Below are 14,608 nucleotides of genomic sequence, written 5' to 3'. Positions count from 1 at the left end.
AAAGCCGTCACCCGAGGGATGACGGCTTAATCGTTTTTCCGGAGTTGACCGACGAATTATGAATTCGCGTTAGCGCGCTGCAATTCCGTCTGTGCATCATCCTGAGTCATGCGATTCAGCAGCGGGGCTGTGATCAGCATCAGGATAGCAATCACACCGGTGGCGATGCCGATCTGCTGGAACACATGGCTGTACACCGCCAGTGACATGTGCGGATCGGTCACGTCATTCGGCACGGCCATCAGGTTAGCCACTTTACCGGCGATCATCGCTGCGCCTGCGGTGGTCAGGAACCAGGAACCCATAATGAAGCCCATCAGACGCTGCGGCACCAGCTGTGCCACCATCGCCAGGCCCAGGCCAGAAATCATCAGCTCACCGACACTCTGCAGCGCATAGCTGATGATCAGCCAGTTCACTGACACGATACCGGCATCGTTAGCGAATTTGGCACCAAACGGCAGCACCAGGAAGGCGGCTGAACACAGCACCATACCAATGGCAAACTTGTGCGGCATTGGCAGTTTATCGCCCATCTTGTTGTACACCGCAGCCAGAATCGGGCTGGCAAGCATGATCCAGAATGGATTCAGTGCCTGGAACTGTTCCGGTTCGAAGGTAATGCCGAGAATGGCATGCTCAACGTTACGAATCGCGAAGAAGTTCAGCGAGGTTGGCATCTGCATATACAGCACGAAGAACACAATGGCTTCGACCATCAGCAGGAAGGCGACGATCATTTTGCGGCGTGCCGCACCCTGCAAGGCAAAGGCTTCTTTGGCAAACACCAGCACGATACCAATGGCGATCGCGCCCAGCGCCATACGCGCAATGCTCTGATGATGCAGCAGCCAGGTTGCCAGTGCCACCAGTGCCACGACGCCAACCAGCGTCATCAGCAGTTTGTTGATTTGCAGCGGCGCGAAGTCCGGTTTTGAGCCGTAGCTTTTGACCAGACGCTGACAGAACAGGAAGTTAAGCAGGGTGATCACCAGACCCACCACCGACAGGGAGAAAGCCGCACCCCAGCCGTATTTCGCTGCCAGCCATGGCGTCAGCATCATCGAGAACAGCGAACCGATATTGATCGACATGTAAAACATGGTGAATGCGCCATCGATGCGCGGATCGTCTTTCTCGTAGCAGGTTGACAGCAGCGAAGACGGGTTGGCTTTAAACAGGCCGCTACCTACCGCAATGGTCGCCATACCGACGTACACCATGGTGGTGTCATGACCAGAAAACGCGACAAACGCGTAACCCAGCGCCAGTACCATCACGCCCAATACGATAACGCGTTTGGTACCCAGTACTTTATCGCCCAGCCAGCCGCCAATCGCGACCAGGCCGTAAACCAGGGCGCTGAACGAGGTGAACAGGGTGATGGAGTCTGCTTCAGACATCCCCAGCTGCTTCACCAGGTAAACCGCCATAATGGCCTGCAGGCCGTAGTAACCAAAACGTTCCCACAGTTCGATCGAGAAGATCAGATAGAACGCTTTCGGTTGCTTGAACGCGTTGAGGCTGACTGCCTCATCAGTGTGTTTGTTTGCAGTTGACACGAGTACCTCAGTTTATACATAGCCTGTTTTTTGACAGGAATTAAGTCTGCGTCAGGCTGGGTAAATCCTGCGCAACATTGTTATTAGAAAGGAAAAACGGCGCCTAATTTGGCTGAATCAGACCAGCAGGGCAAGTACTTTTTACACGCTGAAATACCTGCTAAGGGTAGGGTTAAAGCAATAGTAAAAAGTTGTTAATTAGTGTTAAATCCCGAACAATATCATTATATCAGGATAATCGGTTGGTTTGCAGATCCTGGGGATCATTTTCCTGACATAAACTGCGATTATTCCTATTTTTAGCACATATCACTGTTGTATAAAACATAAACAAAAAATTAGTCTGCATATGTCTGATTATTGAGCACAATAGATTGATTATTGAGCGCAAAAAGCCACCTAAAGGTGCCAGAACGCTAATTTGTTGATCCTGCGCACAAAAATACCAATTAATTAAATGCGAAAAAAAAGAAAACGTTTGCGGCGGTGAATTAAAGCGCATAAAAAGTCGCCATGACGGCGACTTGCATACAGAACGACAGGATCAGCGGACTAAATGCAGATACTGCAAATGGCGCTCATAGTGATCGAGGATGTCATTGATAATCTGGTCTTCGCTGTAACCTACCAGGTCATACTCCTGGCTGCCTTCCCACAGATGCACCTCAGCACGGTAATAGCGGCTGGCGGCGTTATTGACATGCTTGCCTGCACGCATAAAGGTGGGGGTGGCATAGCCAATCATTTGCACGCCATAGTGGAATGGCGCTTCATCACCATGCGCCACGCGTATGCCCAGCGTGAAATCCTGCGGTGACAGATCGCTTTCCACTTCCAGCCCTTTTTCCTGCAAAACCGTCGAGACCTTACCCAATGCCGGACGGACGGTATCATCCATAAAGCGATACACGGTGTCGCGTGAGGGGTAGCTGATGGCACGGTTGAGACGGCGACGCCAGCTGCTGGTGTGGCCGGGGCGATAACGATCGTTAATCATCGGCGCGGCAATGGCGACGGAGCGGCTGCGGTCACGCTGTTTTTCATGATGCAGCGCGCGATACATTGCCACCACATACAACACCAGCACCAGCGAAAACGGCAGGGCGCTAAGCACTACGGCGGTTTGCAGCGCGGTGTAATCACCGGCGAACAGCAGTGACAGGGTTAAGATGCAAACCGCAGCGGCCCAGAAAATACGCAGCCAGTTGGGAGCATCTTCCCCGCCGTTGTCGCCCATGCAGGAGAGGTTAGCCACCACCAGTGCGCCGGAATCGGCTGAGGTCACAAAGAAGATGAAACAGATGGCCACCGCCAGCACAATCACCGGTGTCGCCAGCGGGTAGGTCGCCAGCATGTGGTAAACCGCCTGAGCGGGATCGCTGAGCGCCACATTACCGAGAGTTTTCATCCCCTGCTGGAACAGCAACAGCGCGCTGTTACCGAACACGGAGAGCCAGGCGAGGGTAAACCCCATCGGGATCAGCAATACGCCAATCACAAACTCACGCAGGGTGCGCCCACGCGAAATACGGGCGATAAACATGCCAACGAACGGTGACCATGCAATCCACCACGCCCAGTAAAACACTGTCCAGCTGCCGAGCCAGTCATCTTTGCTGCTGCCACTGTAGGCATAAAGATCAAAGGTTTTACGCGGCAGGCTGGTGAAGTAGTCACCAAAGTTTTGCACCAGCGTATTCAGCAGATGCCCGGTAGGTCCGGCAAACAACACAAAGCCAAACATCAGCAGTGCCAGCAGCATATTGGCTTCCGACAGACGACGAATACCTTTATCCACCCCGCTCACGGCGGAAAGTGTCGCCGCTCCCATTACGATGATGATCAACACCACCTGCATAGTGTGTGACTGGGCGATACCGGTCAGCCAGCTGATGCCAGAGTTAATCTGCATCACACCAATCCCAAGGCTGGTGGCGAGACCAAACAGGGTACCGACGATGCCGAAGATATCCACCGCATGACCAATCGGGCCATTGATGCGGTCGCCGATCAGTGGATAAAACGCCGAGCGCAATGCCAGCGGCAGATTGTGGCGATAGGCGAAATAAGCCAGCGCCATCGCCACCAGGGTGTAAATCCCCCAGCCATGCAGACCCCAGTGCATCATGGTCAGCACCATGCCATCACGCGCGGCATCGGCTGAACCGGCGACGCCCTGTGGTGGTTGCAGCAGGTGGTCAAGCGGCTCAGATGCGCCGAAAAAGAGCAACTCGGAACCGATGCCGGCGGAAAATAGCATCGCTGCCCAGGTGCCGTAGCTGAAGTCCGGTCGTGCGTGGTCCGGCCCCAGCTTGATGTCGCCATAACGCGACAGGGCGATAAACAGCACAAAGCCAAGATAAAACGCCACGACCAGCATGTAATACCAGCCAAAGGTGGCAGAGGCCCAGCTCTGCGCCCGTCCCAGCGTGGCGCTGGCCTGCTCTGGAAACAGCAGCACCACTGATGAAAACAGCACGATAATCAGTGCGGCACCCCAGAATACCGCGTTATTGAGTCTGACCGGCTGATTGTCGAGCCGGTCCTGCATCCCCAGCATGTCTCTTCCTCAAAATTGCGATGAAGCTTCCATGCAAAAAATCCCTGTCAGTGACGCGGGTTTGTTACCCGGTTGTTAGAAAGTGTAGTTTTTATTGATTGAACGTTCAATATAAAAAGACTACACTTCTTCACATTCCATAGACAAAACCGATGAACACCATGCCAAAAGTGGGAATGAAAGCCATTCGCCAGGCGCAATTGATTCAGGCGACCTTAACGGTAATTGACCGGGTGGGGCTGGCAGATGCCAGCATCGCGGTGATTGCCAAAGAAGCCGGGGTATCGACCGGCATCGTCAGCCATTACTTTGGCGACAAAAACGGTCTGCTTGACGCCTGTATGCGCCAAATCCTTGCCGATCTTTATCTGGCGGTAGAACGGCAGCGACGGCTGGCGGCAGACACGCCAGAAGCGCAGATCCGCGCCATCATCGATGGCAACTTCGATTTGTCGCAGGTGGAAGGGCCGGTGCTCACTACCTGGCTGGTGTTCTGGACCAACAGCCTGCATCACGACAATTTGCAACGTTTGCAGCGTATTAACGACAAACGACTGTGGTCGAATATTACCGCGCAGTTTGCCCGGGTGATGCCGCATGAGCAGGCGAGGGCCGCAGGAAGCAGCCTGGCGGCATTAATTGATGGACTGTGGCTACGCATGACGCTGGCACCGCAGCCGATGGAGCAGGGCCTGACACATGCCCGTCAGCTCTGTTATCAGAATCTTACCCTGTGGCTGGCCGCCGCAGGGGCAACCCTATCCTGAGGAGGACGCATGGCTGATATCCCGCGCCGTGGCTTATATATCAATGGTCAGGAGTGCCCAGGTAACGGGCCGCTGTTTACCAGCATCAACCCGGCGAACGGCCGGGTGCTGGCGGAAATCACCGCGGCAAGTGGCGAGGATGTGGATCGTGCCGTCGCCACTGCGCGCGAGGGGCAGCGTATCTGGCGCGGTTACACCCCGGTGGAGCGCAGCCGGGTGCTGCTGAAAGCGGTGGCGTTACTGCGTGAGCGCAATCAGGTGCTGGCCGAGCTGGAAACCGCAGATACCGGTAAACCGATCAGCGAGACAGCGGCGGTGGACATCGTCACCGGTGCCGACGTGCTCGAATATTATGCGGGCCTCGCCCCGGCGTTACAGGGCGAGCAGATCCCCTTGCGCGAAACCGCACTGGTCTACACCCGGCGTGAGCCGCTCGGCGTTTGTGCCGGTATTGGCGCATGGAATTACCCGATTCAGATCGCGCTGTGGAAAAGCGCCCCGGCGTTGGCGGCGGGTAACGCGATGGTGTTTAAACCGAGCGAGGTCACGCCGCTCAGCGCGCTGGAACTGGCGAAAATCTACAGCGAAGCCGGGCTGCCGGATGGGGTGTTTAACGTGGTGCAGGGCGCGGGCGAAGTGGGCCAGGCGCTGAGTCAGCATCCGCGTATCGACAAAGTCTCCTTTACCGGGGAAGTGAATACCGGGAAGCGAGTGATGGCAGATGCCGCGCTGGCGAATCTGAAGGAAGTCACGATGGAGCTGGGGGGCAAATCTCCGTTAATCGTGTTTGACGATGCCGACCTCGATCGTGCCGTGGACGGCGCGCTGATGGCGAATTTCTACAGCAGCGGCCAGGTATGCACCAACGGCACCCGCGTGTTTGTGCAGCGCAGTTTGCAGGCCGCGTTTGAGCAGCGTCTGCTGGAGAAAATGCAGGGCATCCGCATGGGCGATCCCACGGACGCCACAGTGAATTTTGGTCCGCTGGTGAGCGAGCAGCACTGTCGCAAGGTGGAAAGCTATCTGCGCTTAGGTAAAGAGCAGGGCGCTCGTTTGCTGACCGGGGGCCATCGCGTGGTTGACGGCCCGCTGGCGCGCGGCTGTTACATCGAACCGACGGTGTTCAGTGATTGTCGCGATGATATGCGCATCGTGCGTGAAGAAATCTTCGGCCCGGTAATGAGCATTCTTACTTTTGACGACGAAGATGAAGTGATTGCCCGCGCCAACCACACCGAGCTGGGGCTGGCCGCAGGGATTTTTACCCGCGACCTGAACCGCGCCCATCGCGTGATTCATCAGCTGGAAGCGGGTATTTGCTGGATTAACAGCTGGGGTGAATCCCCTGCTCCGATGCCGGTTGGCGGGTATAAGCAATCGGGACTCGGCCGTGAAAACGGCATTACCACGCTGCAACACTATACACGCACCAAATCGGTGTTGATTGAACTGGGTGACTACCCAAGCGCATTTTGAGTTGTGACCGGCGGTGCGCCGCCGGTGTTATCTGGAGGTTGAATGCAGAAATTTGATTACATCATTATTGGCGCAGGTTCCGCTGGCAACGTGCTGGCAACCCGTTTAACCGAGGATGCTGACGTATCGGTACTGTTACTGGAAGCAGGCGGACGCGATCACCGCTGGGACTTTCGTACCCAAATGCCAGCCGCTTTGGCTTATCCGTTACAGGGTAAGCGTTATAACTGGGCCTTTGAGACTGACCCGGAGCCCAACATGAATAACCGCCGCATGGAGTGTGGCCGTGGTAAAGGGCTGGGGGGATCGTCGCTAATCAACGGCATGTGTTATATCCGGGGCAATGCGCTTGACTATGACAACTGGGCGAAGAAGCCGGGGCTGGAGAATTGGTCCTATGCCGATTGCCTGCCTTACTTCCGCAAGGCGGAAAAGCGTGACATCGGGGAGAATGATTATCATGGGGGCGAGGGTTATCTCAGCGTCACCACCGCCAAAGCGGGTAACAATCGCCTGTACCGTGCCTTTATCGATGCGGCTAAACAGGCCGGACACCATGAAACCGACGATCTCAATGGCTATCGTCAGGATGGTTTCGGCCCGATGGATCGCACCGTCACGCCGCAGGGACGTCGTTCCAGCACCGCACGCGGTTATCTGGATGTGGCGAAGCAGCGCCCGAATTTAACCATCATCACCCATGCACAAACCGATCATATTGTGTTCGATGGGAAAACCGCGACCGGGGTGCGCTGGCAGGTGAAAGGCCAGCCGCACGAAGCCCAGGCGCAGCGCGAAGTGTTGTTATGTGCGGGTGCTATCGCTTCACCGCAGATTTTACAGCGTTCCGGCGTGGGTCCAACAGAGTGGCTGAGCGAGCTGGATATTGATGTGGTGCACGCGCTACCGGGCGTGGGACGTAATTTGCAGGATCACCTCGAAATTTATATGCAGTACCGCTGTAAGCAGCCTATCAGCCTCTATCCGGCGTTACAGTGGTGGAATCAACCGGCAATCGGAGCCGAATGGCTGCTGAAAGGCAGCGGCGTGGGAGCCAGCAATCAGTTTGAAGCGGGAGGCTTCATTCGCAGCGACGACCAGCCGGACTGGCCGGATCTGCAATATCATTTCCTGCCGGTGGCGATTAACTACAACGGAAGCAGCCCGGTGAAGGAGCACGGCTTCCAGGCGCACGTCGGACCGATGCGTTCCATGAGTCGCGGCCGGGTGAAACTGACCTCGAAACACCCTTATGCTGCGCCATCAATCTTCTTTAACTACATGTCAGAAGATCGTGACTGGCAGGAGTTCCGTGCTGCGGTACGGCTGACTCGCGAAATCATGCGCCAGCCAGCGCTGGCGGCGTATTGCGGTGCCGAAATTCAGCCTGGCCTGGCAGTACAAAGTGATGAGCAGATCGATGCCTTTATCCGTTCGCATGCCGAAACCGCCTACCATCCCTGTGGCAGCTGTGCCATGGGGTACGGCGAAATGGATGTGGTGGATAACGTGGGGCGCGTGCATGGTATGCAACAGCTGCGCGTGGTTGACGCTTCGATTATGCCGCAAATCACCACCGGGAATCTGAATGCCCCGACGGTGATGATGGCGGAAAAAATCGCTGATGCGATCCGTGGGCGTACGCCGCTAGCGCGTTCGGCTGCGGATTATTACGTGCAGTCATAACCGCAGGGAGCCGTCGCGGCGCGATTGATCGCGCTATTTTGTGCACGGTGCCGGTTAACCCAGCACAATAAATTGCGCCGCGACATGACATCTAAACCGCATTGCTGTAACCTTCTTTTTTCCCAGAAAGGACGTTACCATGACGCAGTCAGTTCGTGTCGCCCTTGTTGGCGATTACCGTGCCAGTGCCGTCGCGCACCAGGCCATTCCTCCCGCTGTTCAGCTTGCCGCACAACACCTTAACCTCAACGTCACCGCCGACTGGATCGCGACTCCCGAGATCAATATACCTGCCTTCGCCGACTACGATGCGATCTGGGTCGTACCGGGCAGTCCATATCAAAACGACGCCGGTGTGTTTGCTACCATTCAGTGGGCGCGTGAAAACGGCAAACCTTTCCTCGGTTCCTGTGGTGGCTTCCAGTATGCGGTCATTGAGTATGCCCGTAATGTGCTGGGCTGGGACGATGCTGCCCATGCGGAAACGGATAAAGAGGGGCGCTGGGTGATTGCTCCCCTCAGCTGTTCACTGGTGGAGCAACGCGGTGAAGTGACCTTTAAACCGGGTTCGCGTATTGCCCGGGCTTACGATGCATTGCAAAGTGATGAGGGTTATCACTGCAACTTTGGCGTTAACCCGGAGTTCAGCCAGGCGCTGGAAACGCAGCATCTGCAAATCACCTCATGGGATCTTGAGGGGGATGTACGCGGTATTGAACTGAACGATCATCCGTTCTTTATTGCCACGTTGTTCCAGTCAGAACGCGCAGCGCTGCAAAACCGTCTGTCACCGCTGGTGGGGGCGTGGTTGCAGGCAGCAATGGGTTAATTTCTGGCGGCGCGATGTCTGATATATCGCGCCGCAACTTTGTTGCTACAGGCTATACACCAGTTTCATATTCATCGTTCCTTCCAAATCTTTGATCAAATCCTGAATAAACCTATAAGGCTTATTATTGATTCTTTTCCAGTCCGGTTTGCTAACAAACCAGTTTCCTTCCGCATCTCTGTTAAGCGGTGTATTGACAACAGAGCCATCCCTGGAACGATGCTTCAACATTGACCTTTCCGTATCGAGGGTAAAGTCTCCGGTTTTAAGACGTTTGTTGATTTCGGTTTCTGATAATCTGCCGTTAAGATCTTTTTTAGCGGGAGTCATCAGGACAAAGTCCGATTTGATAAAATTATATGTCATATGTGGACCACTCGACGATGCAGATAATGAAATCTCGCCCTTGTCTGGTTGGATAACGTTTGTTTTACAATGTGTCTCTTTTACCCGTATACCAATGCCGGCTGTCAACTCTGCCAGACCAGGGATTGTTTCAAAAGTATTGACATGTTGATTTCCTACTAAGGCAACCCACTTGCCATGGTGCTTTTCCTGATGATCATTAATCACGCCCTGCGCATAATAATTCATCATACTAATCCGGCAGTTTTTATCAGTGCTTCCTTTATTAATATGATAGCTGGCGGCCGCATCAAGCGCTTTCACTTCGATGCCATTATCTTTTGCAGATTTTACCAACTTAAGAAAATTGTATTTACTCCTGATACCAAAACCCTTATCCAGACATTCAAGGTGATTTTTTAACCCGGGAGGGATCGTTTTAGTCCTGGATGAAAAAAACAGATCCAGTTCGTTTTGATGCATGTCTGTCAATAAATGTTCCATATATAACGTGTTAGTGCCATGTCGTTTTAAAAATGACATATTTTTTATCAGAAACTTTTTACTTCCCGAGTCACCATGAAATTCTCCCAGGACCATGCCATCTGCATTTTTGTATATTTTTTTAATCCAGGTATGTGGTGAATCATTTATTGCTAAATCGGGTATTGCTGGCCTTTTTTGTCTCTGGAATATGTTGGGAAGCTGCGTTGTCGCATTTATCAATAAATTATCTCTGCTGGTAAAAAAATCCATTTTGACTTGCTGTTGTGAATGGTCTGCTTCACCATATTCAATACTAAGTCCGTGTTTTTGATGTATTAGTTTCCTCATGGTTATTCTGTTTTTTTCAGGTACTTCGTAATCCGTCTGGTTGAATGTGTGTCTCTCAGGTAAAGCGGAAGATGTTGATGGCTGGGTAATGGCAGTTGGTAGTGAAGTCAGTCTGGCAGTGGGGTGTATACACTGTGTCTTCTTACGTTGGGGGAGACTCATTAAATGAGAGGGTAAAAGTTGCCGGGGGCCAAAAGGGTTGCTGCGGGGGGAATGCGCCAGGCTGATGCGGGCGGAGGGGGTAGGCCTCCTTGACATGTGTGGCGACAGAGAACTAATGGCCGTGGGGCGTGTTGCTGCGCGGCTCAAATTAGCAGAATTATCCCGACGCAGCAGGGGGTTATCCATTCTGGCAGAGAGCGACTGCGGACTGGAAGATGAGGGCTGTAGCTGAAGATTGGTCAGACTCCTCGCGGCTGTGACGAGCAACGGTCGCTGAATCGAGGGGGGTAATGGTGAGGATGCTGGTGTGACTGAGCGTAAAAGCGCAATACGGTTGTTTTCCATAAAAGAGATCCTTTCTTTTTATCAGGAAGCACAAACTAAGTGTCTGACGTCAGAGCTGTATTTGCAGTAGCGGTTTTCTCTCACGACCAGACTGGTAATAAAAGGCGATCGCATTCTGCCATTGTTCAAGCGGAAAAACTGTGACCTCCCCGCATTCACTCACACGCAACAGTGACCAGATTTCGACAAACAATTGCTGCCACGCCTGCGGTGTCAGGGCGTCGAGATAATGCCGCACATGAAACCAATGTAAAGCGGGCATGGAAGCATTGACGCGCACCGGCTGACCGGTCAGCACGCCATAGGCAACGAAATGCGCCTCAGCAGGCAATGTCTGCCAGATCAACTGACCCAACGTCCCACCGACTGCATCAAATACCAAATCGGTTCCTGCTGCCAGCTGGCGGATCTCATCCTGACTATCCTGCTGCACCGCATGGATACCCAACCGTTGCAAGGTGTGCGCATGTTGAGGTGCGCGATAAATGACGGTGACACGACGCGCCCCACGTTTATGCGCCCACTGCGCCAGCAGCTGTGCACAGGTCGAACCTCCGGCAGTCAGCAGAATATCTTTTCCGGCAGGGGACCAGTGTTGCAACATCAGTAACGCCGCCAGCGGATTGATATAGGCGCGGGCGGCAAGCGGGCTATCGATATCATCCGGTACCGGCACCGCAAGCACCGGGTCGATATCAATAAAGCGTTGCCAGGTGCCAGGGCCACGCAGCGGCAATACCCGTTTCCCGAGCAGATGTTGCCAGGCGGCAGGGGCGGCGATCACCGTACCGACGCCTTCATAACCGGCCACCCGGGGCGGCGTTACCCGATGACGATAGGCACCCGTAATGGGGATGAGATCGGAGGCGTTAACCGGCGCAAACTGCATCTGAACGCGCAGTAACGTGCTGGGCGTTGGTGGCGCGAGGGGATGATTTTCGCAGGCGAGGACATCAAGGGGGTTGCCAAACTGCCGAAAAATTAATGCAACATTCTCAGCCGTGGTCATGGCAGCCCTTACTCAGTTTTGGCGTCGAACTCGCAGAGATCTTCAATCAAGCAGGAACCGCAACGCGGTTTACGTGCCACACAGGTGTAGCGACCGTGCAGGATTAGCCAGTGGTGGCAATCGACTTTAAAAGCCTTCGGTACCACTTTTAGCAGCTTTTCTTCCACTTCTTCGACGTTTTTTCCAGGGGCAAACCGCGTGCGGTTGCTGACGCGGAAAATATGGGTATCGACGGCGATAGTTGGCCAGCCAAAGGCGGTATTCAGTACCACATTGGCAGTTTTACGTCCGACACCAGGTAACGCTTCCAGCGCGGCCCGATCTTCCGGTACGGCACCGCCGTGTTGTTCCAGCAGGATACGGCAGGTCTTGATGACGTTTTCCGCTTTGCTGTTAAACAGGCCGATGGTTTTGATGTACTCCTTCACGCCATCCACCCCCAGCGCCAGGATGGCGGCGGGGGTGTTTGCCACCGGATAAAGTTTGGCGGTGGCTTTATTGACGCTGACATCGGTAGCCTGCGCCGACAACAGCACCGCAATCAACAACTCGAACGGTGAAGTGAAGTTCAGTTCGGTGGTGGGATGGGGATTTTCATCGCGCAGGCGTGTCAGAATTTGTACGCGTTTGTCCTGATTCACACTGCTTTCTCCGCCTGGCCCTGAGGTTCAGCCACAGGTGCCGTCGCGCGATTGGCTGCACGCTGCTTCATTTTCTGGTCGATAAGATATTTGGCCGCCAGCAGCATGCCGAGGCCGATAAATGCGCCCGGTGGCAGCATTGCCAACAGCATCGGCGAATCAAAATGCACCACTTCAATACGCAGCACTTTGGCCCAGGGACCAAGCAGCTGGTCGGCACCGTTGAACAGCGTACCGCTGCCGATGATTTCGCGAATCGAGCCGAGCGTCACCATCGCGCAGGTAGCCCCCATGCCAATAGCAAAGCCATCCAGCGCCGAAAGGGGAACGCTGCTTTTTGAAGCGACGGCTTCGGCACGGCCCACCACGATGCAGTTGGTCACAATCAACGGAATAAAGATGCCGAGGGATTGGTACAGACCGTGGGCGTAAGCGTTGATCAGCATCTGCACGCAGCTCACCACCGAGGCGATGATCATCACGTAAATCGGGATACGGATATCGGCTGGCACCCAGCGACGTGAGGCGGAAATAGCGCTGTTGGTAATGGTCAGCACCAGCGTGGTCGCCAGACCCAGACCGAGGGCGTTGGTGGCAGTAGATGTCACTGCCAGCAGCGGGCAGAGTCCAAGCAGCTGCACCAGTGCAGAGTTATTTTTCCACAGGCCGCCGATCAGTAAGTTTTTCGCTTCACTCATTTGCCTCTCCACACTCGGGCAGCGAAGACAGTTTCGCTGGCAGGGTTTCAATCAGTAACGCGGTACGTTTGGTGGCATTGACCACCGCGCGCGGGGTGATGGTGGCACCGGTAAACTGGTCAAACTCACCGCCATCTTTTTTCACCGCAAAATTCTTGTCGTCGGCACCGTGGACCACTTTGCCGTTAAAACTGTTGATCCAGTCTGAGACGCGCAGCTCGATTTTATCGCCAAGACCGGGCGTTTCATGGTGTTCAATCACACGCACGCCCAGCACTTTACCGTGAAAATCGGCACCGACCAGCATCTCAATCGCACCAGAATAGCCATCCGGCGCGGTGGTCTCAAGTGCGGCAGCCACCGGCGTGTTGCCTTTACGCGCCAGGTACAGATGATGCGGCTTGCCGTTACCGAGGGCCGGATCGGTGACAAGATAGCATTCCTGCTGGATATGGTTGTCGTACATATCGGTCGGCACCACCTGATCCAGCAGATTTTTTTGTTGCAGCGCGGTCTGATGATCCACCGTCGGCTTGGTCACAAAGTTGACCACTGCGGTGACACCAGTGGTGATCACCGCGAAAATTGCCAGCGTCAGCGCATTTTTACGAATAGTTTCGAACATCGGTTAATCCTTACGATGGCCGTAAACGCGCGGCTGGGTGTAGTAATCGATCAACGGCACACAGATGTTGGCCAGCAAAACCGCAAACGCAACGCCATCGGGATAACCGCCAAAGCTCCGAATCAGCCACACCAGCAAACCAATCAGTGCACCGTAAATCAGGCGACCGCGATTGGTGGTGGAAGCCGTCACCGGATCGGTGGCGATAAAAAATGCGCCCAGCATGGTTGCGCCAGAGAACAGATGAATCAGCGGCGAGTTCAGCGACTCCGGGGAAAACAGCCAACCGAGGGTGGCGCAGAACGCCAGCGACAGTAGGAAACTGACCGGAATGTGCCAGCGGATGGCGTTTTTTGCCAGCAACAACAGGCCGCCGAGCAGATAACCCAGATTGACCCACTGCCAGCCCAATCCAGCCAGCACGCCGTGATAAATCGGCTCTGCCAGCAGCTGTTCGGCGCTGTGTCCGGCGCGCAGACCGGTTTTAAAGGTGTCGAGCGGCGTGGCCTGGCTGATGCCATCCGCACCGAGTTGCAGCTGTTGCATGGTTTCACCGGCCAGCGTGTGATGGGTGAAAACCATACTGAGGGAATCAAGCAGACCCGGTTTAATGGTTTGCAGCGCATCCGGCGGCATCCAACTGGTCATCTGCACCGGGAAGGAGATCAGCAGCACCACATAACCGACCATCGCCGGGTTAAACGGATTCTGCCCAAGGCCGCCATACAATTGTTTGGCGATCACGATGGCAAACACCGTACCAATCACCACCAGCCACCAGGGGGCCAGCGGCGGCAAGCTGATACCCAGCAGCAGGGCGGTCAGCAATGCCGAGTTATCGGCCAGCGTCGGCACTACCGGGGTTTTGCGTAAACGCAGAATCGCGCCTTCAGTTGCCCATGCGGTGATAATCGCCAGCGCCACCTGAATCAGAAAGCCAACACCAAAAAAATACCATTGTGCCGCCATGCCTGGCAGCGCAGCCAACACCACCAGCAGCATGATATTGCCAGTGCTGCGGCGGTTATGGGTATAAGGGGAACTTGCGATACGAAAAGCCATTTAATCC

Annotated in this window: 12 protein-coding genes; 4 read left to right on the top strand and 8 right to left on the bottom strand. The window is 54.6% G+C overall.

The genetic code is table 11. The annotated features are described in order from the left end of the window. Window positions 1–56 precede the first annotated feature (56 nt). Together dtpA and betT are read right to left on the bottom strand one after the other, a co-directional pair. Window positions 57–1,562, bottom strand: coding sequence for a dipeptide/tripeptide permease DtpA (gene dtpA / locus RCF31_RS04235; protein WP_416412602.1), 1,506 nt, complete (start codon window positions 1,560–1,562; stop codon window positions 57–59). Window positions 1,563–2,106: 544 nt separating this feature from the next. Beyond that, window positions 2,107–4,122 (bottom strand): choline BCCT transporter BetT, encoded by a 2,016-nt coding sequence (betT, locus tag RCF31_RS04230; protein ID WP_416412601.1) that lies wholly within the window; start codon window positions 4,120–4,122, stop codon window positions 2,107–2,109. A gap of 161 nt (window positions 4,123–4,283) precedes the next feature. Here betT and betI point away from each other — a divergent pair, with 161 nt between their 5' ends. From betI to RCF31_RS04210, 4 genes are all read left to right on the top strand, one after another. Next, window positions 4,284–4,889 (top strand): transcriptional regulator BetI, encoded by a 606-nt coding sequence (gene betI, locus RCF31_RS04225; RefSeq protein ID WP_299453183.1) that lies wholly within the window; start codon window positions 4,284–4,286, stop codon window positions 4,887–4,889. 9 nt (window positions 4,890–4,898) lie between these two features. Continuing rightward, window positions 4,899–6,365 (top strand): betaine-aldehyde dehydrogenase, encoded by a 1,467-nt coding sequence (gene betB / locus RCF31_RS04220; RefSeq protein ID WP_299452594.1) that lies wholly within the window; start codon window positions 4,899–4,901, stop codon window positions 6,363–6,365. 42 nt (window positions 6,366–6,407) lie between these two features. After that, complete coding sequence (betA, locus tag RCF31_RS04215) at window positions 6,408–8,051, top strand: choline dehydrogenase (protein ID WP_416412600.1); 1,644 nt, start codon at window positions 6,408–6,410, stop codon at window positions 8,049–8,051. Between the two features lie 139 nt (window positions 8,052–8,190). Further along, window positions 8,191–8,880, top strand: coding sequence for a CTP synthase (locus tag RCF31_RS04210; protein ID WP_416412599.1), 690 nt, complete (start codon window positions 8,191–8,193; stop codon window positions 8,878–8,880). Window positions 8,881–8,925: 45 nt separating this feature from the next. On the opposite strand, the gene RCF31_RS04205 is transcribed toward RCF31_RS04210, so the two are convergent. The 6 genes from RCF31_RS04205 to rsxD are packed head-to-tail and all read right to left on the bottom strand — an operon-like array spanning window position 8,926 to window position 14,601. Then, window positions 8,926–10,566 (bottom strand): membrane-targeted effector domain-containing toxin, encoded by a 1,641-nt coding sequence (locus RCF31_RS04205; RefSeq protein WP_416412597.1) that lies wholly within the window; start codon window positions 10,564–10,566, stop codon window positions 8,926–8,928. A 49-nt stretch (window positions 10,567–10,615) separates the two neighbouring features. Next, a complete protein-coding gene (locus RCF31_RS04200) occupies window positions 10,616–11,575 on the bottom strand; it encodes a zinc-dependent alcohol dehydrogenase family protein (RefSeq protein ID WP_416412596.1) in 960 nt (319 codons plus the stop codon). Between the two features lie 8 nt (window positions 11,576–11,583). Beyond that, window positions 11,584–12,216, bottom strand: coding sequence for an endonuclease III (gene nth / locus RCF31_RS04195; RefSeq protein WP_084874386.1), 633 nt, complete (start codon window positions 12,214–12,216; stop codon window positions 11,584–11,586). Continuing rightward, the gene (locus tag RCF31_RS04190) at window positions 12,213–12,914 is read right to left on the bottom strand and encodes an electron transport complex subunit E (RefSeq protein WP_313684906.1); all 702 of its coding nucleotides are present in this window, start codon (window positions 12,912–12,914) and stop codon (window positions 12,213–12,215) included. The genes nth and RCF31_RS04190 overlap by 4 nt, the downstream gene beginning before the upstream one ends. Continuing rightward, window positions 12,907–13,539, bottom strand: coding sequence for an electron transport complex subunit RsxG (gene rsxG, locus RCF31_RS04185; RefSeq protein ID WP_084874392.1), 633 nt, complete (start codon window positions 13,537–13,539; stop codon window positions 12,907–12,909). Before rsxG ends, RCF31_RS04190 begins: the two co-directional genes overlap by 8 nt. A gap of 3 nt (window positions 13,540–13,542) precedes the next feature. Continuing rightward, window positions 13,543–14,601 carry an electron transport complex subunit RsxD gene (rsxD, locus tag RCF31_RS04180; RefSeq protein WP_299452615.1) on the bottom strand — a complete coding sequence of 353 codons (1,059 nt, stop codon included), beginning with the start codon at window positions 14,599–14,601 and terminating at the stop codon, window positions 13,543–13,545. Window positions 14,602–14,608 lie beyond the last annotated feature (7 nt).

The organism is Pantoea sp. App145, from assembly GCF_047947045.1.
In the GTDB taxonomy this organism is placed as follows: Bacteria; Pseudomonadota; Gammaproteobacteria; order Enterobacterales; family Enterobacteriaceae; genus Pantoea.
This window is presented reverse-complemented; position numbering and strand designations above follow the sequence as displayed.